Source organism: Methanofollis liminatans DSM 4140, assembly GCF_000275865.1.
Lineage (GTDB): Archaea > Halobacteriota > Methanomicrobia > Methanomicrobiales > Methanofollaceae > Methanofollis > Methanofollis liminatans.
This window is the reverse complement of record NZ_CM001555.1, coordinates 2,034,400-2,053,117: the sequence shown is the minus strand read 5'-3', so window position 1 is coordinate 2,053,117 and position 18,718 is coordinate 2,034,400. Positions and strand designations below refer to the sequence as shown.

Genomic DNA, 18,718 nt, shown 5'->3' with positions numbered 1-18,718 from the left:
TCCGGCGATGCGGGGTGATGGTATGAAAAAACTCAAAAAAATCCATGCGATGCTCTATGCGATGGAGCATGACCCCGCCATCGGTCGGACAAAACTGATGAAGTTCATCTTCTTCGCCGACCTCATCCACTATAACCAGCGGGGCACCACCCTCTTTGACAGCACCTACATCAGGATGCCGAAGGGACCGGTGGATCCGGTGGCGTACTCTCTCACCGGCGAAACAAACGACTTTTTCACGGTCAAGAAGAGCAGAGGGAAGGGGAAAAGTTCGGCCACCCGGCCCTATGACCATTATCTGTTTCAGGTCAGGGTGCCGGTGAACCGTGATCTGTTCAGCCGCTATGAAATCGCTCTCTTTCACATGATCCTGACAGCACTCAGGGGGAAAAAGGCCACATCGGTCAGCGACCTCACCCACCACCTCCGGCTCTGGAAAGAATTCAGGGACGGTGAAGAGATCCCCCTCGATTACTTTGCCCTCGATGACGATGAGATGCGGCTTGTTGAAAGTTTCGGGCTCTTTATCGACGGGTTTCAGCGGGAGTTCTGTACCCGCATGACCACGCTGTCGGCGGATCTCTCAGATGCCATCCATCCCTTTACCCCGGAACGGGTCGTAAAGGTGGAGGAGGTCCTCGACGATCTCGTGGTGCGCTACCCCCTCCCCTCGCTTGCGGTCTTCTACGACGCATACCTCGCATGGGACGACACCTTCCGCCTGGCCCTTCGATTGAACCCGGCGGTGGTGTCATCCCTGACCGCTGAGTGCTGCGACGCCCTGTGCTTTACTTCGTACGCCGTGCAGTCCGGTGCGGTCGGGAGAGAGGTGCTGGCGGCGTACTGCGAGGAGGTGGAGGAGAGATTTGATACCATCAGGGAGGGTCTCTTCCGTGAGCACCCCGAAAACCTCTGCGAGGTCACAACAACGACCAGCGATCTCCTTGACCTGACAATGCGCCTCTCCCGGTCCCTGGCGCTTGAGATGCCGCCGGGGAGGCGTTAGGCTGCCGTATTTCCATGACAGCAACGTCCTGATCGGCTACTATTTTCATGCCGCCGATGGTTGGGGGCGGGCGGCGACCTGTGTGTTTGACGATCCCGAACTGAATTATTCGAGCACGTTTGTCTGGGGGGAGTGTTTCGGGGTCGAGAACGGCGGGCGGTGTGCCACAATCCAGAAAAAGATTGTGCGGGAGTTCCGCCGGGCGATCGCCGCCCTGAAACGGGATCCGTCGGCCGATGCCCTGGAGGCGGAGGTGGCGACGTGGAGGATCCAGGGTGTTGTGGCTGAGGCGATCGCCAGGGCCGGGAGGGAGGCGGCGGCGATCGGGAAGGTGCTGGAGGAGGTGAAGACCTGCTATGAGGGGGAGTGCACCCGACGCCTGGCCCGCCTGGAGGACCGGGCGGTGCTCTCCCTGCACCGGCGGCGGACCGATTACCCGGAGATCTACCGGGGGTTGAACGCCATCGACGACCCGGACGATATCGAGGTGGTGCTCGACGCCCATGACCTGGCGCTGTGTGTGCCGGGGCTGGTGCTGTGGACGGGGGACCTGGGCCATATCGTGCGGAACCGGGGGCGGGTGCTGGACACAACGGCGATTTGCGATGTGCGGTTCCTCGGGGATGCACACCGTTGATTCGGGCGGCGAATGCGAGGAAGAGACGTTATCCGATCGTCCTGATCTTTTCCTTCAGTTCTGATGCGAACGCCGCCATCGCACCCAGGTCTTTGAACCCGGCGAGGATCACCTTGCCCGAGGAGAAGATCAGGGCGGTGCCCTGCTCCCCCCGGTAGATGACGCCCGGGAACTGTTCGGGTTCGTACTCGACGCGCTCCATCTGGAGGGCGACGACGAGCCTTGTCAACGGGATCTCGACCTGAAAATCCTCCATGCCGACGATGTTCTGGACCCGCGGCGGCGAGACGAGGGAGGGGTCGATGATGGGGGAGAGGAGGGCGAGGAGTTCTTTGAATGATGTATCTACCTCTTCAAGCGCTTTCAGACCGATTAAAATATATTTTCCGCTCCGGTAGACGGTGGCCTTGCCTGCGTTGAGGAGTAGGTAGGCTCCGTGATACATCTCTGGGTCGTATTTGTACCTGCTGGCGGGGAGTTCGGGCAGCCGCTGGAAGGGGACGGGCTGGTGGAGGTCGCCTGAGGAGACGATATTGACTATTTTCATTCCCAGAAAAAAGATGAGGTCTATTCCCTCAGATACTTTCCGCTGAAAGGGATTTTCATCAAAACTCAGTTCTCCTCATAACTCCGCACGATCAGGGGGCGGGCCCGCTCCAGTTCGGCGTCCGAGCGGATGACGATCTCCAGGTCGCCGGTCCCCCAGTGACCGATCCTTCTCACGTCGCGGGTGAACCCCTCCTCGAGGGTGACGGTGTCGGGGTCGAGGCGGAGGTAGAGGAGGAGCAGGCCGGACTGCGGGCGTATCTCGACACTGGTGAAGTTTTTGATCCGCCGGAAGGCCGCATAGAATTTGGTGATCTTCACCTGGACGTCGTCGCCGAGGGCGAGGCAGAAGGCCTTGATGGCTTCGTAGCGGTCCTGCAGGTCGGTGTCAGAGAGGGCGAGGGCGTCGCTGAAGGTCTTCCCAGTCGATTTTCTGCCGGGGGCGGAGGGTGCCGGGGCGGCGGTGTCGCCGTTCTGGGAGGTGACGTTCACCAGGTCGAGGAGGAGGAGGGAGCGGTCGAACTGGCGGTAGCGGATCAGCTCCACATTCCGGTTGATCTGCTGGACGGCGTGGACATCGTATTTGGTGAAGTCGCCGGCGATGCAGAGGAGGCGGGGGCCGGTCCAGTCGATGACCTCGTCGCCCTGCTTCTTGAACTTCTTCAGGTAGAGGAGTTCGAACTCGGCCTTGTGGTCGAGGAGCCAGTCGAGGTAGTAGAGCCCCTGGTTGATGACGTTCTCGTTGAGCGCCCGCTTGTATTCGATGATGACCGGGAAGCCGTTCTCGTCGATACCGAGGGTGTCAATCCGGCCGCCGTGCGTCTTGCCGGTGGCATATTCGCTGGCCAGGAAGGTGACGCCGAGGAGGGGTTCGAGGTTCTGCTCCATGTAGGTTTGGAGGGATTTTTCCAGGGCGACGGAGGTGCCTTTGAGTTCTTCTGCCTGCGGGCCGTCGATGCGGAAGATGCGGATGTCGCCCATCTGATCAGTCCCGCGGCGTCTGTGCCGCCTTCATGATATACGCGTGGTCCTCCTCCGGGATCGTCCGCATCGCCTGGCCCCTGATGTGCCCGGACCACTGCTTTTTGTTGGTGATGAAGGCGAGGTGCGGGATCAGGGGCTTGAACTCGACCGGGGGGTCGAAGACCTCTATCGTCTTCAGTTTGATCCGCAGCGGGAAGACCTCATTCCCGAGTTTCGGGGGTGCGGTGAAGACCGGTTTTGCGTCCTCATAGACCTCTGAGATGATCTCGAAGCACCCGGTGATCGCCGGCGGGAGGGTGGTGTCCTTATCGATCACCTGCTGCCCGACATAGACGAGGAGGGTGTCGCATGGGTGGGTCTTGCTGATCTGGTTGATGGCGCGCTTCGGGACGCCCCAGAGGTGTTTTTTGATCGTGATGTCGGAGTTTGTGCGGTTGGATATGGCGAGCCAGCGGGTCATAAGATGACATTTGTGCGGGTCTTGTATATCACCCTGCGGTTCCGGGCCGGGGAGATCTGAGGATACTAAAAGGCTCTTTTGCCGGGGCATTCGCAGAAGATACTTCCTGTAGAGGACATCGATACAATTGAAAAAGTATATCGTGCCTTTGAGGAAATAGAAGGTTCATTGCAGGATATTCGGTTAAAATTATCGCGAAACATGATTTCATTCTTGAGGTAACCGGCTGAACGATCCAGATGGTGATGCGGGGATGAAGTTTGATCTGGACGTAGCGGTTATGGAAATGAAAAACCTGCAGGATGATCGGTGCAGGCAATAAGAATGGCTATACACGACACCCACGAATCTTATGGAACACGAGTGATGGAATGATGGCAACAAAGAACAGCAGCACAACGGCTACACACGCTGAAATGGCAAATTTCATCTGGAACATCTGCAATTTGCTCAGGGGACCGTACAAGCGCAACGAATACAGGAAGGTTATCCTGCCCCTTACCGTGCTGCGGCGCTTTGACTGTCTGCTGGTGCCCACCAAAGAACTGGTTCTCCAGGAGTACGCTGAGATCAAGAACAAGCCGGAGAGTGTTATTCGCAGCAAACTTCAGAAGATCACAGGCCTGCCCTTTTATAATCTGTCCAGATTGACCTTCCACACATTGCTCGATGACCCGGAAAATCTTGCTCCAAATCTAAACGGTTATATCAACGGTTTCTCTCCCAACGTCCGCAAAATAATGGAGAGATTTGCGTTCAGTCAGCAGATTGCCAAGATGGATGAAAAGAACCTCCTCTATGAGGTCATCAAGGCGTTCGATACGGTCAATCTCTCCCCTGATCATGTGGATAATATCCAGATGGGCTATATCTTCGAGGAATTGATCAGGATCGGATCCGAACAGTCGAACGAAGAGGCCGGGGAGCACTTCACCCCGCGCGAGGTGATCAAGTTGATCGTGAACCTCCTGCTCTCGCCTGAGAAGGATCTGGCCCGGAGCCATGTGGTGAAGACGATCTTCGATCCGGCCTGCGGGACCGGGGGGATGCTCTCAGTGGCCGAGCAATACATCCACGAGCTGAACAACGAGGCCAAACCGCTGCTCTATGGTCAGGATCTGAATGATGAGGCCTGGGCGATCTGTAAGTCCGACATGCTGATCAAAGGGGAGGAGGCGGATAATATCCGGCTTGGCGACTCTTTTGCCAAGGACAGTTTCAGCTACAGCGACAGTGGCGAGAAGATCACGTTTGATTATATGCTGGCGAACCCGCCCTTCGGCGTGGAGTGGAAGACGCAACAGGCGTTTATCACGAAGGAATATGAAACGCTGGGCTACAATGGCCGGTTCGGCGCAGGGTTGCCCCGCATCAATGACGGTTCGCTGCTCTTCCTCCAGCATATGATCTCCAAGATGTGCCCGCCAGAAAAAGGCGGCAGCCGGATCGGCATCGTCTTCAACGGGTCGCCGTTGTTCACGGGCGATGCCGGGAGCGGGGAGAGCGAGATCCGCCGGTGGATCATCGAGAACGACTGGCTTGAGGCGGTTGTCGCCCTGCCTGACCAGCTCTTCTACAATACGGGGATCTCTACCTACATCTGGGTGCTGACGAACCGGAAGGCCGAGGAGCGTAAGGGGAAGGTCCAGCTCATCGATGCACGCCAGTTCTTTGTGAAGATGAAGAAGAGCCTGGGGAACAAGCGGAACAAGATCGGGGAGAAGGACGAGGGGGAACCCGACCAGATCGGGGAGATCACGCGGATCTATGGCGCCTTCCGGGACGGCGAGACGCGCCTGATCGGTACGAACGGTGATGAGAAGAGCGTTGTTGTCAGCAAGATCTTCGATAACGAGGATTTTGGCTACCAGAAGATCACTGTCGAGCGCCCGCTCCGGCTGAATTTCCAGGCCACACCTGAGCGTATCGAGCGGATCGTGAATGAGACGGCCTTCCAGAACCTTGCCACGAGCAAGAAAAAGGATGGGGAGATGCGCCTCAAGGAGATAGGGGCGGGAAAGCAGCGGCAGCAAGAGATACGTGCACTTCTCGAAGCATTCGCAGAATCCAGTGGGGGAAAATGCTACAAGGATCGTATCGCCTTCCTCCGCGACCTGCGGGCGATGGACCGCAGGAAAGGGGTGCTCCTGACAGCCGCAGAGTTGAAGGCGGTGCTGAACGCCCTGGGCGAGCGGGACGAGACGGCGGAGATCTGCCGCGATAGCAAAGGCAATCCTGAGCCGGATGCAGACCTCCGAGACACCGAGAGCGTGCCCCTGAAGGAGAGCATCGAGGAGTATGTTGCACGCGAGGTGCTGCCCCATGTACCCGACGCCTGGATTGACGAGAAGAGGACGAAGGTGGGGTATGAGATCCCGCTCAACCGCCACTTCTACCAGTACGAGCCCCCGCGGTCCCTGGAGGAGATTGATGCAGAGATCAAGGCGCTGGAGAGGGAAATCCTGGCGCTTCTGGAGGAGGTGGCCGAGTGAAGTATTCCCCTTATCCTTCGTATAAGCCCAGCGGCGTGGCGTGGCTGGGGGATGTGCCGGCGGGGTGGGAGGTGAAGCGGCTTAAAACCACAGCAAATACCAGGACAAGTAATGTAGATAAGGTTCCATCTGAAGACGAATTACCAGTCCGGCTCTGCAACTACACAGATGTCTACTACAATGACCACATCCATCCGGGATTAGAGTTGATGGAGACAACGGCAACCGCCGAGGAGATTCAAAGGTTCAGACTCCATCTCGGTGACGTGGTAATTACCAAAGACTCTGAGGAATGGGATGATATTGCTGTTCCTGCCCTTGTTAGGGAGACAACTCCAGATCTTGTATGTGGTTACCACCTTGCAATTATTCGGCCCAACCTCCGGAAACTACTGGGGGCATTTCTCTTTCGGTCCTTACAATCCAGTGCCGTCAACCACCAGTTCCAGATCGCCGCAACTGGTGTGACACGATATGGATTGCCAAAAAGTGCAATTGGAGAGGCGTTGTTACCACTTCCTCCGATTGACGAACAGCGCGCCATCGCCGATTTCCTCGACCGCCAGACCGGACGGATCGACACCCTCATCGCAAAGAGGCGGGCGCTCATCGAGAGACTGAAGGAGAAGCGCTCCGCCCTCATCTCGCGGACGGTCACCCGCGGCCTCCCGCCCGCCGCCGCCCGGGCCGCCGGGCTCGACCCCCATCCCCCGCTCAAGCCTTCGGGTGTTGAATGGCTGGGAGATGTGCCAGAGCACTGGGGTGTTGCGAAAGTAAAGTTGCTTGAAGGAAACGATCAATCGGTCGTCCAAACTGGACCTTTCGGGGCACAACTCCATGCAAGTGATTATGTAGATGAGGGTGTTCCACTGATTTTGATTCGTAATGTGAATGACTTTAAAATCGACGATACTGAAATACCCAGAATATCTGAAGAAGATGCGAGTCGATTGGCAATGTATCGGTTGCAGACCGGTGATCTCGTCTTCAGTCGTGTTGGAAGTGTCGGAAGAATTGCGTTATGTACGGAAAAAGAAGATGGATGGCTAATCTCTGGTCAAATGTTGAGACTCCGATTGAGAAATCCACAAATCAATAGGAGATATGCTCTTTATATTCTCGGTTCGGAGGCGGGACTAACATTCGTAGAACTGCAGTCTGTTGGATCTACGAGGGAGTCAATAAATACCGACATTCTTCGTAATATACCTATATTGATCCCCCCTCTCCCCGAACAACGCGCCATCGCCGACTTCCTCGACCGCCAGACCGCAAAGATCGATCGTCTGGTCTCCCTGGAAGAAGCGGTGATCGACCGCCTGCAGGAGTACCGCTCGGCGCTGATCACCGCCGCCGTCACCGGGAAGATCGATGTGCGGGAGAGGGCAGAGGTATGACCGGTCAGACCGACGAGAAGGCCTTTGAAACCTACCTCGAAGAGATCCTCCGCAAAGGAGGCTGGCAGGCGGGCAAAAAAGAAGAATGGGACGTCGAACGCGCCCTCTTCCCGCAGCGGATCGTCTCCTTCCTCCAGGAGACGCAACCCGACCTCTGGGCCGAGATGCAGGGACTCCACGGGGAACGGCTCGAAGACCTCATCCTCGCGACCCTGGTCAAAGAACTCGACACCAAAGGCACCCTCCACGTCCTCCGCCACGGCTTCAAGTTCTACGGTAAGACCTTCAGGCTCGCCTCCTTCAAACCGGCCCACGGCCTCAACGCAGAGACCCTTGCCCTCTACGCAAAAAACCAGCTGACTCTCACGCGCCAGGTCCCCTGCCACCCGGGCAGGTGCGACACCGTGGACCTCCTCTTCGCCGTCAACGGCATCCCGGTGGCGACCTGCGAACTGAAAAACCCCGGGACCGGCCAGACCTGGCGCAACGCCGTGAGGCAATACCGTGAAGACCGGGACCCGCGTGCTCCCCTCTTCCAGTTCAAAAAGCGGTCCCTCGTCCACTTCGCCGCCGACAGTGAACAGGTGTACATGACCACCTGCCTCGAAAACGACCGGACAAACTTCCTCCCGTTCAACCGCGGCAGCCACCCCGGCCAGATCCAGTGCGGCGCCGGCAACCCCGCCCATCCCTCCGGCTACCGCACCGGTTACTTCTGGGAAGACGTCCTCCAGCGCGACAGTTTCCTCGACATCATCGGCCGCTTCATGTTCATCGAAAATAAGGAACAGACCGTCGACGACGGGCACGGCGGGAAAAAGCGTATCAAAAAGGAGAAGATGGTCTTCCCCCGCTACCACCAGCTCGACGCCCTCCGCGCGATCGTCGCCGCCGCCAAAAAAGAAGGTCCGGGACACAACTATCTCATCCAGCACTCCGCCGGCAGCGGCAAGACCAACAGCATCTCCTGGCTCTCCCACCGGCTCGCCAGCCTCCACAACGCAGACGACAAAAAAATCTTCGACTGCGTCATCGTCATCACCGACCGCCGCATCCTCGACCAGCAACTCCAGGACGCCATCTACCAGATCGAACACGCACAGGGAGTAGTCCAGGCCATCGACCAGGACTCAAAACAACTGGCCGCAGCCCTCATCGACGGCACAAAGATCGTGGTTACCACCCTCCAGAAGTTCCCGTTTGTGTTGCATGGGTTGCTCACCGCAGCAGGGGCAAAAAACCTCGAAGAGGCGACCGAAGAGGAGAAAGAACAGGCAAAAGCGTGGCAGCGGGCCATCGCCGTCCGAAACTATGCGGTGATCGTGGACGAAGCCCACTCCAGCCAGAGCGGTGAGACTTCCCGGGAATTGAAGGCGATCCTCGGTGCAGCCGCAACACCCGGGGAAAACGGCGATCCCGACTGGGAAGATGGGTTAAACCAGGTCATGCAATCCCGCGGCCGGCAGCCAAACCTGAGTTTCTTCGCCTTCACCGCCACACCCAAAGGCAAGACGATCGAACTCTTCGGCAGACCCGGCGCAGACGGCGTCCCTGAAGCCTTCCACCTCTACAGCATGCGCCAGGCGATAGAAGAAGGGTTCATCCTCGACGTCCTGACCAATTACACCACCTATGCCACCTACTACAGACTCCTGAAGGCCATCGAGGAAGACCCCGCTATGCCCAGGAAGAAGGCGGCCCGGGTGCTCGCAAAATTCATGAGTCTCCACCCCTACAACATCGAGCAGAAGACCGCGGTGATCGTGGAACACTTCCGCACCCATGTGCAGCACCGTCTCGGCGGCCGGGCAAAGGCGATGCTGATCACCGCCACACGCCTCAATGCCGTCCGCTATATGGAGGCATTCCAGCGCTACATCGACGAACACGGATACACCGACATCCATCCCCTCGTCGCCTTCAGCGGAACCGTCACGGACCCGAACACCGGCCTTGAGTACACCGAACCCGGCATGAACATCGACGTGATCACCGGCCAGCACATCAGTGAATCCCAGCTCCCCGAACGGTTCGACTCTAACGATTACCAGATCCTCATTGCGGCCAACAAGTACCAGACAGGCTTTGATCAGCCGCTGCTCCACACGATGTATGTCGACAAACGGCTCGACGGCGTCCATGCCGTACAGGCCTTATCCCGGCTCAACCGGAAGATCCCGGGAAAAGACGAGCCGTTCGTTCTTGACTTCGTCAACGAGGCCGAAGATATTTACGGGGCATTCAAACCCTATTATGACAAAACCAGCCTCCAGGAATGCACCGATCCGTCGCAGCTTGAAGCCCTCAAATTTCAACTCGACCAGGCGCAGGTGTACTTCTGGAGCGAGGTGGCGGCCTTCGCCAGGATCTTTTACAAACCGCCAGACCAACAAAAACCCTCGGACCATGCCCGCATGCAGTTCCACCTCCAGCCCGCCGTGGACCGCTTTAAGGGGATTGAAGATGAGGAGAAGAAGCAGGAGTTCCGCGACAGACTCTGCAGTTACGTCCGGCTGTATGCATTCATGAGCCAGATCATGCCGTATAACGACCCGGATTTGGAGATGCTCTACAGTTATGGGCGCTTCCTGATCCCTCATCTGACCCTCGACCAGGACGAGGAGATCGTGAAAGTGAGCAACGAGGTCGAACTCCAGTACTACCGTCTGGAGCGGGTCTTTTCCGGCGCCATCGATCTGAGAGAGGGAGACGTCCCCGGTGTAAGAGCGCCCTCAGCAGTCGGCACCGGCAAGGCAAAGGAAGAAAAAGCACCCCTTTCCGAGATCATAGAGGTCCTGAACGAGCGTTTCGGGACACAGTTCGCCGAAGGAGACCGGTTGTTCTTCCAGCAGATCAAGGAAAGCGCCTGCAGCGATGACCGGGTGATCCAGACCGCTCTCGCGAATCCGCTCGACAAATTTGAACTGGGGATCCGCAGACTGATCGAGGAGATCATGATCGATCGCATGGCCGATAATGACAAGATCGTGACGCGGTATATGTCTGATCAGGAGTTTCAGGGGTCTGCATTTCCAATTCTGGCAAAAGAGATCTTTGATGCCGTCAGGAAGGAGGCAGCTGACGAATAGGCTCTGAAATAAAGCGTATTGACCATTTCTCCGCCTTCACCCTGCAGTTGGTGGTGTAGGGCAAACGGGTGCCGCAGTGCCCTGCGGTACGAACCTGCAGAGGTGCTGCTGGATAGGACTGCGGCGGAGAAGAAGCAGCTGGCGAGGAAGATCGGGACACACCTGATCGCGTCGGTCGTCGGTTCGTGCGCCTCCGGGTTCTGGCCACCTCCCGGATGGTCCGACCCATCGAGCACAAAGCATTTTGCTGGAGCGCTCTGATCGTCACATATGGCACGGAGACGGCATACAACTTCCCCTGGCCAGTCCCCAGAGACTAAAATATTTTTTGAAGGACTTTGCGCCGGGATATTTGCCGGCATCGCTCTGAAGACCGGCATCCAGGCCGAACCCGAGGCCATTGTCGGTCAGGTATTCGAGACCACCGTCGAAGTCTGCGAAGAGAGCAGCCCGGAATCTGATTTTAGATCTTTCCGGGCCATTTTCGCTGTTTTTTCTGCAGTAATAGCCGTTATTGGAGTCATAGAAATCTTTACGATGGCCTGGAGTGCTGGTAGTCCCGCTCTGGGCATAGTTCTCTTTGTGATAGGATTTTTGATCGGATGTGTTTTCATCGTGGCAATTCTGCACTGAGGTACGAATATTTCATCATCTTGATATAGGGACAAACAAAGGGTATTGTATGGGCTATGCCGAGCGGGTAGAACTCTATAAACAGATCGAAGAAGTACGAAAGCGACCTTTGATAACCTATGTCACCAGTTCCCGTAGCGATGGTGGTGGAGGGCGCATGGGATCTGATGCGATACCAATGTTTTGCGAGCAGATCCAACGACTTCCCACGACCGCGCACGGGGTCGATATCCTCATCGTCAGCGAGGGAGGCGATCCGATTGTCTCATGGCGCATAATCAGTATGCTTAGAGAACGATTCGACAAAATCGGGGTTCTCCTCCCATACCAGGCCTACAGTGCTGCAACGCTCCTCGCCCTCGGTGCAGACGAGATTATCATGCACCCTTTCTCGAACCTTGGCCCTGTGGATCCACAACTCCATGTGGAAAAGAACAATGAAGGAAAACGGGAAGGCCTGGACTTTGCAGCCGAAGACCTCTCGCATTTCATTGACTTTGTCCAGTCCGATGTTGGGATTACAGACCAGGCACAGAAAGAACGCGCCTTTGAACTCCTCTGCAAAGAGGTTGGTACAGTTCCGATCGGAGCTGCAAAGCGAAGTTCAAACCTTGCCCTATCCCTCGGAGAAAAACTTCTCAGCCTCCACATGGACGACCAGAACAAAGTGCGGGCGATCTCAGAAGCCCTCAATAAATCCTTTTACCATCACGGCTACCCGGTTGGACGAGCAGAGGCGAAGAAGATTGGGCTTCCTATCATAGAAGCTCCTGATGACCTTGAAACCCTCATCTGGAAAGTCTGGAAAGATCTCGAAGGAGAGATGAGATGTAATGAGCCTTTCAATCCCTTTGAGGTTGCTATGGCCGACCCCGTTCTATCCCAGCAGATTGGGCCGGTACCCCAGATACAGGTGCCAGCCAATCTCCCCCCTGATCTTCTCAAGCAGGTCTACCAACAATTTTTACAGAACGTCCATGTTGTGCCTGTACAACCTGTTTATTATGAGTTTTTTAACGCAACGGTCGAGAGCACTAGAATTCGAAGCGACTATCGATCAAGAATTATGATCAACGCGATCAGGAATCCAGATCTGAACATTAATATCAACGTAACACCTATGTCTCAGGGCTGGAAGATAATCCAGTAAAAATGAGGAGGTGCCAGCATGTGTCCGAGGATGAAAAATTCGAATAACGAAGAGGGATTCATGAAATCCGTTGGACCGTATCGTTTCCGCTCATCGGAGAACTCTACTATGGTCGCTGGAAGCTCGGGCTCTTTTGCCCCTCGTGGCACCTTCACCATCGGTGAAACTACGACATATAATGTAGATAGTGCCTTCAGACTGGTAGATCACGGTAAAGAAGAGAAAGGTCTCACCCCGGTCGAGCGGGCCGCCCTCGAACTCTCGATGCAGAGGCACAGGCGGGCATATGATCTCCTGGCCCAGCATTAATCCTACATTTTTTGGCAGTTTTTCTGAAGCCAGCATTTCACTTCATTAAGGTCATGCTGATAACATGCAACTTCACGAACATAGAGATCGATCGCCTCATCCTCGGCAGCAATATACCATCCCCCCTCGAGCATGAGGATTATTTCTGCAATGGCGAGTGCAGTCCGTTTATTTCCCTGATAAAAGGGGTGCCGGGAAGCAATGCCATGAAGCATCAGGGCGGCCTTAGTGCATGAATCGTTGATGTAATTCATCTCATCGACGAGATAATCGAGAGTTCCATAGTCACGTACAAGCCCCTCGGTTCTTTCATCCTCCTGGTGTTTACTCGCCATGATAATATGGATCTGGACTTCGATGATCATTTTAACCGTGAGGTCTACCATGGATCGCTCTTTTTCCGGTTGTGTGTATGAACACTTGTACGTATTGATTTCACACGGCCAGGATGCCCAGAAAGAATTGAGGACTCCTCCCGCTACTCGGGTGTCGTGAGACGGTTCCGCCCCCGGCGTCCCGGAGATCTCGCCGGTGGTCTTTGAAGAGTTGCTGGTCAACGCCCTGATGCACCGGGACTACCTGATCAGTGCACCGATCCGCCTGTTTATCTTCGACAACCACATCGGTCCAATCAGGAGAGAATTGAAAGGCGCTCGAGTGAGTGCGTCACATCAGACCCCTAGCAAAAGGCGGAATGATACGGCCAGTATTAAAGGCCATAGCGGATCGCTTTCTCCTGCAACCATTCTGTGATTATTTTTTTCATCAATCCTTTTGCCTCAGATAATGACATTGGGTTGCATGGTGCCGAGATCCATTTCCCATGCCTGGCCTTCACACCTACGGCCTCCTTGCTGTTGGCAGTCTGTGTAAACCTTTTCAATTCTCCTGCGTCACACCAACCCTTTCTGGGAATGTCCCCAACATCCTCCCGTATAATGTCAAAGACATTGTACAGACCATGCCAGTTTTCAAAATCATCAGACACCTGATCAAACATCATTTTGACGGCAGGATCCTTTTGGGAGAGGCTCACCCAATCCACAGTGGCATCTGCAGGATGATGTTCTTCGACGGTCCCATCAGGATTTGTTATTCTCACATCAACAGAACAAGACAACATGACACATTCCGAAAGATGGACAAAACAGTGCCTTGTTCCATCCTCACAGATCTGCAGAATATGATTAATTTTTATTGCAGGCCCATTACCCAGAGCAAGTTTTGCAGGACCCTTGAGCAATTGTAACAACTTTTCCGCGTGATCCCGTACATCTTGCTCGGCGGAGAGCTCTGCAAATCGATCTGATTTGAGAACATAATTCCCATTCTCTTTCTGTATGCAGATGTCGGCACTGCTGAATGATTTTGATAACTCCTCCAATAAGTGGTTATCTCCGGAAAGCGTGACAATCCATTCCATTGTTCTATCTTGTTCCTCTTGATCGAAAATATGCACAATTAAAATTCCCAGCCCTCATTGACCATCATATCGACCATGGAGATATATGGGAGCCCAAAATGGTCACAGACCTTTGGGATTTTTGTTTTGTTTCCGTTTCTATTATTCTTCTCCTCGGTAACAACGTAAACATCGCCGCCGCCACAGAGCATCTGTTGCGGACCCTCTCTTTTTTCGAGGGCCATCGCGATAACAAAAGGATCTGCCTGCTCTCGATCCAGATTCGAATTGATAAGATTTGGAAAAACCCCGAGGATCTCACTCACTCGTCCCATGAGATCGGAAGAGTCCAGGTGGAACAATGCACCATTACGACCCCGTGCCCACTCGGTCAGTTCATCATCTTTTTGTTCAAGTTCTTCAAGCACGACAGGGGGTGCACACAGACGACCCTCAGCAATTAAACTATCACATCGCACCCAGAGAGATCTGAAAACGGTCATCGGGTAATACATTTTCATATCAATAAGAGAAGAAGAATCAATGACATAGAATGAATTACCCGGCATTATATCACGGCTTTTGTTTTGTCAATTCACCAAGGTGCTTTGTTTTTATATCGAGGTAGTCCAGAGCCCGGCTGCTGGTAATAAGTCCTCTTTGTGTGTTTTCAAGGACAAGAGAGACAAAAACCTCCCCCCTCTCTCTCTGAGCACGCCGGGCAGAACTTTCACCCCCCCCACCGGCCTGATCCTCTTTATCGCTACTCTCCCCGGAGAGTTTCCTCATTTCACTGAGATACTGGTTTTGGGAGATGAGATGGAGGGATACAAGTCGAGTGAGAACCGTTGAAAGACTAACCTTATATCGGGCTGCAATCCGGCTGTAGCCGTGCAAACCGCATCGGGCAAAATCTCCTCTGATACTTTCTTGAGGAAGAAGAAATGCACCTGCAAAATGATTGCACCAACTCTCAACCTTCGCTCCATGGCTATCACCAGTCATGGGATTTTCAGGTGTGCAAAGGGCAGGTTCGTGGAGCAATATATGTCCATATTCGTGGAATAAAGTGAATATGCGTGCCTGTATCGTGTCTGAAGAATTTATGACAATGGCATATGGTTTCGAATCCATCAGAGCAACCCCCCGGAGTTCCTCCAATTCCATTGGAAACTGAAAAACACGGATATTTTTATGTTCGATGAGATCCCGCCAGTTCTTGAATGCTTCATAGGGATTATGCCACGGGTGTTGATCCTCAATCCAAATACCAAATCTATCTCTTTCCCTAAGAGCGATGTCCTCAGCATCGTCACTCAACTGTGCACGTATCACATCCGGGTCGACCGGAATATCAACATTTGTCATCAGTTCGGTGCAAATGACTTGTAGATTCCGCGCTTTTCGGATCGCCAGAATAGTCTTCTTTGAAAGTGGACGCTGCTGTCCAGGAAGCCTTCTGAAATCCTGGGGGAGAGGAAGTTCACTCTCCGGCGCAGGAAGAAAAAATGCAGCCAGAGGCCTTTTATATGCCTTTGATAAATTCTTTATTTCGTTAAGTGTGGGCTCTTTTTCTCCCCGTTCCCATTTTAAAACCCACTCGACCGAGACATTCAAATGGTTACTCACGTCTTCAAGAGTCCACCCTGAACTTTCACGCAACCAGCGAAATATATCTGGCTTAATTCGAATGTTCGGCGATCTTTTTCGCATAAATACCTAATGAGATATTATAGAATCAGTTATCCGAGAAATATATCCTTTACCATTGATTCGTACTACCTCTCATCCTTCACTTCTTCCGGTACACATTCACCCCGATCTTGATCTCCTCCCGCCCCGGCACCGACACATTCCCATCCGTCGAGGCGATCGTGATCGACTTCCCTGACTTCGACGCTCCAAACTCCCGCGAGAGATCGACCGTGATCACCAGCCTATCCCCCTCCACCTTCATCTCAACATTTTTCATCGTCGCACACTCCTGCACATCGATTCGCCCCCGATGCACCTGCCGGAAAGAGCGCCCCCCGGTTCAGAGAAAGTGCAGGCATCAGACCTGTGAGAAGAGCACCAATTAAACCGTCCTCTCCTTCGTCACCCGAGAAACCTGCGTCGAAAGCTCCCGCTCCCCGGCCCTCTCCGGGCGGTACTGCTCCATCGCCCCGTCTGAATAGACCCTCTCCACCGTGCCTGCAAGCGCCCCGGCAAGTTTCTGCGCCGCCGCATGGGACATATACACCCGCGTCCCCTGCACGTGCATCTTCCCGTCCCGCTTCACGCCCGGCATCTGGAGAAAATCGATGAACACATCGCGGTGCGTGGCCTGCACATAGGCAAGGTTCGAGTACACCGTCTCGCCAATCTCCGGAACCAGATCGGACGGTTCATACTCGTACATCTCCCGCAGATCGATCACCATTCTGCCGCTCTTCTTCTCCTCTCCATCCATTCAGACCGCCGCCCCGTAGCATCCGGTGCATGTTCCGTCCTCAGCCACATATTCGGTATCGACCGTCGAGGCCAGGGCGAACGGTTCGCACTCCTCCCTGAGTGTCGTCTGATAATACTCACAGACCGCCTGATCCATGCACCCCGAGCCGTCACGATCGTCGAGGACCGCATATGCGAGGAACGAAAGCGCCACAAAGACCTTCGACCCCGTATTGACGGAGAAGACCGGGTGCTGCCGGTCGATCTCCTTCCGGTGCAGCAGACAAAGCGACGTGAGGGTCGCAAGGGCTTCCCTGAGCCGGGGCGCCGAGGCTCCGGTCAGTTCCTGGAGATATTTCGGGGTATAGAGCGCAGAAGGATCGGCCACGACCTCTTCAACCACCTGCGAAAGCACCGTTTTCCCGAAAAGCCCCCCAAACGGTTTTTCAAGGAACTGCGCACGTTCTGCAGGCAACTCCGGGTAGACTGTGCCGGTCATAGTAACCACATATCCATCATACCTGCTCCCCAAACAATAAAAATATTTTCTATTATTGAAATTATTTTTTCAGTTGCTGCCAGTGCCGATGATGGGGCACCTCTTCGCCATACCAGATCATCCAGCGGTCGGCCCAGGGGAGATCCTCAAGTTTCAGAACCGCCTCTCCCCGCCAGGCGTACTTCTCAATAAAGGGGGATCCTAGAGACCGGACAAATGAATGCGCATCAAAACCGGACTGGAGATGTTTTTTATGGCAGTCCTTGAAGCGAACCATCGAACCTCTTTTCTTCACCCATGCAAGAAACCGGGCCCCTTCTTTCCCCGGGTCCGGACCATCTGGAGGATCACCCGATCCCATAGGTTCACCGTCTCGTTACCCCGATCGTGATCTCCTCCCTCCCCGGCACCGATACATCCCCCTCGGTCGAGGCGATCGACGTCGACTCCCAGAACTCCCGCGAGAGATCGACCGTGATCACCCCCGCCACCTTCACCTCACCATTTTTCATCGTCACACACTCCTGCACATCGATTCGCCCCCGATGAACCTGCCGGGCCCTGGAGCACCTCCTCCACCCCCTCCCGCACAAAAATCTCCCGCCTCCTCCCCTTCTCCTGCCGCACCGTCAGGTCCAGCAGGCGCAGGTGCTCCAGTTTCCGCAACCGCTCATGAAACACCGTATAACTGACATGCTCCCTCTCGCCGAGGCGCTCGTACACCTGCTTCGCTATCACCTGCTCCGGCCCCTCGTTCTCCACCGCCAGCACCGCATCGAGCACCGCCCGCTCGCCCGAAGAGAGCGTGCCCACCACCGTCGCCACCTCCAGGTGCCGGGAGATCTGAAACGCCGCCGCCAGGTCCTCCACCGTCACCTCGGTCCGCGCCTCCCGCTCGGCCGTCGTGGCCGCCCGCTTCACCAGGTCCAGCCCCATCCGGAGATCGCAGCAGGCGTATGTCCGCTCCACCAGATAGTCCAGCGCCGCCGGCGGCACCACCCCCGGGTACAGCCCCACCCTGATCCGGTCGAGGAGGATCTCCCGGATCTCCTCCGCTCCATAGGGCATGAAATACACGTTCGCGGCGTGGAGCACCGAGAGCGTCGCCGGGTTGAGCGTCCGGGTAAAATCGGTGCTCAGGTCGGATATGGTCAGAAACACCCCGGTGTGGGTGCCCGGCCATGCCTCGTACATCCTGAGGATCGCCGAGAGCACACGGTTCAGCGTCCCGTCCGGGATGAGGTAGTGTGCGTCGTCCAGGCAGACCACGAGCGCCGCCTTGCGCTCGATCAGGCGCAGGGCGATCTTTTCCAGGATCCGCTCGTTCGCAACCCCTGACCTGGGCGGCATATGGCCGAAGATGGCGCGAAAGATCTGGCTGTAGATCGCATTGGGCGCCTGTTCGGTCTGGCAGGAGATGAGCACCGGCACGACCCGCTGCGTCACCTCCCGCACCTCGGCAAAGATCCGGCGGACGGCCGTGGTCTTCCCGGTGCCCGGCGGCCCCCGGAGCACCGTGTTCAACGGCGAAAAACCCCGGACGGCCGGCCGCAGGGCGAAGGCGAGGTCGTTCATCTGGGCGTCGCGGTAGTTGAAGACCTCGGGGAGGTGGGTGGTCTCGAAGATTGCCGGGTCGCGAAAGAGCGTCTGGTCGCTCATGAGGGAGGGATGTTTCATGGTG

General features: G+C 55.5%; 20 protein-coding genes. 7 read left to right on the top strand and 13 right to left on the bottom strand.

Features of this window, described 5'->3' with window-relative positions; translation table 11 throughout:
• Window positions 1–22 precede the first annotated feature (22 nt).
• Window positions 23–1,006, top strand: a complete 984-nt coding sequence (locus METLI_RS10110) for a Panacea domain-containing protein (RefSeq protein WP_004040092.1) — start codon at window positions 23–25, stop codon at window positions 1,004–1,006.
• Complete coding sequence (locus METLI_RS13585) at window positions 981–1,643, top strand: hypothetical protein (protein WP_004040090.1); 663 nt, start codon at window positions 981–983, stop codon at window positions 1,641–1,643. Before METLI_RS10110 ends, METLI_RS13585 begins: the two co-directional genes overlap by 26 nt.
• A gap of 28 nt (window positions 1,644–1,671) precedes the next feature.
• On the opposite strand, the gene METLI_RS10100 is transcribed toward METLI_RS13585, so the two are convergent.
• The 3 genes from METLI_RS10100 to METLI_RS10090 form a co-directional block, all read right to left on the bottom strand.
• A complete protein-coding gene (locus METLI_RS10100) occupies window positions 1,672–2,190 on the bottom strand; it encodes a TATA-box-binding protein (RefSeq protein ID WP_004040087.1) in 519 nt (172 codons plus the stop codon).
• 65 nt (window positions 2,191–2,255) lie between these two features.
• A complete protein-coding gene (locus METLI_RS10095; RefSeq protein ID WP_004040085.1) occupies window positions 2,256–3,170 on the bottom strand; it encodes a DUF5655 domain-containing protein in 915 nt (304 codons plus the stop codon).
• Window positions 3,171–3,174: 4 nt separating this feature from the next.
• Window positions 3,175–3,633, bottom strand: coding sequence for an EVE domain-containing protein (locus METLI_RS10090; RefSeq protein ID WP_004040083.1), 459 nt, complete (start codon window positions 3,631–3,633; stop codon window positions 3,175–3,177).
• Between the two features lie 371 nt (window positions 3,634–4,004).
• On the opposite strand from METLI_RS10090, the gene METLI_RS10085 reads away from it, so the two are divergent.
• The 5 genes from METLI_RS10085 (at window position 4,005) to METLI_RS10060 (ending at window position 12,394) form a co-directional block, all read left to right on the top strand.
• Complete coding sequence (locus METLI_RS10085) at window positions 4,005–6,125, top strand: type I restriction-modification system subunit M (RefSeq protein WP_004040081.1); 2,121 nt, start codon at window positions 4,005–4,007, stop codon at window positions 6,123–6,125.
• Window positions 6,122–7,522 carry a restriction endonuclease subunit S gene (locus METLI_RS12870; protein ID WP_004040079.1) on the top strand — a complete coding sequence of 467 codons (1,401 nt, stop codon included), beginning with the start codon at window positions 6,122–6,124 and terminating at the stop codon, window positions 7,520–7,522. The genes METLI_RS10085 and METLI_RS12870 overlap by 4 nt, the downstream gene beginning before the upstream one ends.
• Window positions 7,519–10,611, top strand: coding sequence for a type I restriction endonuclease subunit R (locus METLI_RS10070; protein WP_004040073.1), 3,093 nt, complete (start codon window positions 7,519–7,521; stop codon window positions 10,609–10,611). The genes METLI_RS12870 and METLI_RS10070 overlap by 4 nt, the downstream gene beginning before the upstream one ends.
• A 270-nt stretch (window positions 10,612–10,881) precedes the next feature.
• Window positions 10,882–11,244, top strand: coding sequence for a hypothetical protein (locus tag METLI_RS10065; protein WP_048103803.1), 363 nt, complete (start codon window positions 10,882–10,884; stop codon window positions 11,242–11,244).
• Window positions 11,245–11,293: 49 nt separating this feature from the next.
• A complete protein-coding gene (locus METLI_RS10060) occupies window positions 11,294–12,394 on the top strand; it encodes an SDH family Clp fold serine proteinase (protein ID WP_004040071.1) in 1,101 nt (366 codons plus the stop codon).
• A 311-nt stretch (window positions 12,395–12,705) separates the two neighbouring features.
• On the opposite strand, the gene METLI_RS10050 is transcribed toward METLI_RS10060, so the two are convergent.
• The 10 genes from METLI_RS10050 to METLI_RS10005 form a co-directional block, all read right to left on the bottom strand.
• On the bottom strand, window positions 12,706–13,089 hold the full coding sequence (locus METLI_RS10050) for a type II toxin-antitoxin system death-on-curing family toxin (RefSeq protein ID WP_004040067.1): 384 nt from the start codon (window positions 13,087–13,089) through the stop codon (window positions 12,706–12,708).
• A 323-nt stretch (window positions 13,090–13,412) separates the two neighbouring features.
• Entirely contained in the window at window positions 13,413–14,126 is a 714-nt protein-coding gene (locus METLI_RS13220) for a hypothetical protein (RefSeq protein ID WP_004040065.1), read from the bottom strand.
• Window positions 14,127–14,164: 38 nt separating this feature from the next.
• Window positions 14,165–14,674 carry a DUF4411 family protein gene (locus METLI_RS12855; RefSeq protein ID WP_004040063.1) on the bottom strand — a complete coding sequence of 170 codons (510 nt, stop codon included), beginning with the start codon at window positions 14,672–14,674 and terminating at the stop codon, window positions 14,165–14,167.
• 4 nt (window positions 14,675–14,678) lie between these two features.
• Window positions 14,679–15,818 (bottom strand): helix-turn-helix domain-containing protein, encoded by a 1,140-nt coding sequence (locus METLI_RS12850; RefSeq protein ID WP_004040061.1) that lies wholly within the window; start codon window positions 15,816–15,818, stop codon window positions 14,679–14,681.
• Between the two features lie 79 nt (window positions 15,819–15,897).
• Entirely contained in the window at window positions 15,898–16,077 is a 180-nt protein-coding gene (locus METLI_RS10025; protein WP_004040059.1) for a hypothetical protein, read from the bottom strand.
• A 105-nt stretch (window positions 16,078–16,182) separates the two neighbouring features.
• Entirely contained in the window at window positions 16,183–16,557 is a 375-nt protein-coding gene (locus tag METLI_RS10020) for a DUF3467 domain-containing protein (protein ID WP_004040057.1), read from the bottom strand.
• On the bottom strand, window positions 16,558–17,037 hold the full coding sequence (locus tag METLI_RS10015) for a hypothetical protein (RefSeq protein WP_004040055.1): 480 nt from the start codon (window positions 17,035–17,037) through the stop codon (window positions 16,558–16,560).
• A gap of 61 nt (window positions 17,038–17,098) precedes the next feature.
• Entirely contained in the window at window positions 17,099–17,314 is a 216-nt protein-coding gene (locus tag METLI_RS10010) for a hypothetical protein (RefSeq protein ID WP_004040054.1), read from the bottom strand.
• An 88-nt stretch (window positions 17,315–17,402) separates the two neighbouring features.
• Window positions 17,403–17,549 (bottom strand): hypothetical protein, encoded by a 147-nt coding sequence (locus METLI_RS13370; protein WP_004040053.1) that lies wholly within the window; start codon window positions 17,547–17,549, stop codon window positions 17,403–17,405.
• Entirely contained in the window at window positions 17,536–18,714 is a 1,179-nt protein-coding gene (locus tag METLI_RS10005) for an ORC1-type DNA replication protein (RefSeq protein ID WP_004040052.1), read from the bottom strand. Before METLI_RS10005 ends, METLI_RS13370 begins: the two co-directional genes overlap by 14 nt.
• Window positions 18,715–18,718 lie beyond the last annotated feature (4 nt).